Here is a 477-nt window from a genome sequence, read left to right on the forward strand (position 1 = left end):
CCGGGGCCGGAATACCCGGTGCTGCGCCCGGCAGCAGGCCCTGGCGGGCCATCAGGTTATGGACGGTGCTGAAGGCAGGCATACGGTGCCCCTGGTCTTCGAGCCAGCGCTTAATCTTGCGGGCCCCCCAGCGCTCATGGCGGGCATGCGCCATACGCAGCAGGTCAGCGATGTGGTCTGATGAGCGGTTCGGGGAATGATACGGTACATGGGGCCGGTCGTGAAGGCCGGATGCACCTTCTTCAGCCCAGCGGCGAAGCCACTTGTATCCAGTGGCAGGCGAAATGCCGTAGCGACGGCACAGATAACGAATGTTCGCCCCGTCTTGCGAGGCGAGCAGAACAAATTCGTGACGTAATGACATGGTATCTCTCGCATCCCAGGGCATAAGCGACTCCATAAACGGGTTCTTATGCCTTAGTTGTAAGTGTCTACCATGTCCCCGAACAAGTGTTCACTGTGTCCCCGGACCGTACA

At 60.0% G+C, this 477-nt stretch carries 1 protein-coding gene; it reads right to left on the reverse strand.

What is annotated here, in order from left to right; all coding sequences use genetic code 11:
* On the reverse strand, nucleotides 1-388 hold a 388-nt coding region (locus ACSZO1_RS22730; protein ID WP_437616675.1), incomplete at its 3' end, for a helix-turn-helix domain-containing protein.
* Between the last annotated feature and the right edge of the window lie 89 nt (nucleotides 389-477).

The organism is Erwinia sp. V71 (assembly GCF_965644245.1).
Taxonomy (GTDB): Bacteria; Pseudomonadota; Gammaproteobacteria; order Enterobacterales; family Enterobacteriaceae; genus Erwinia.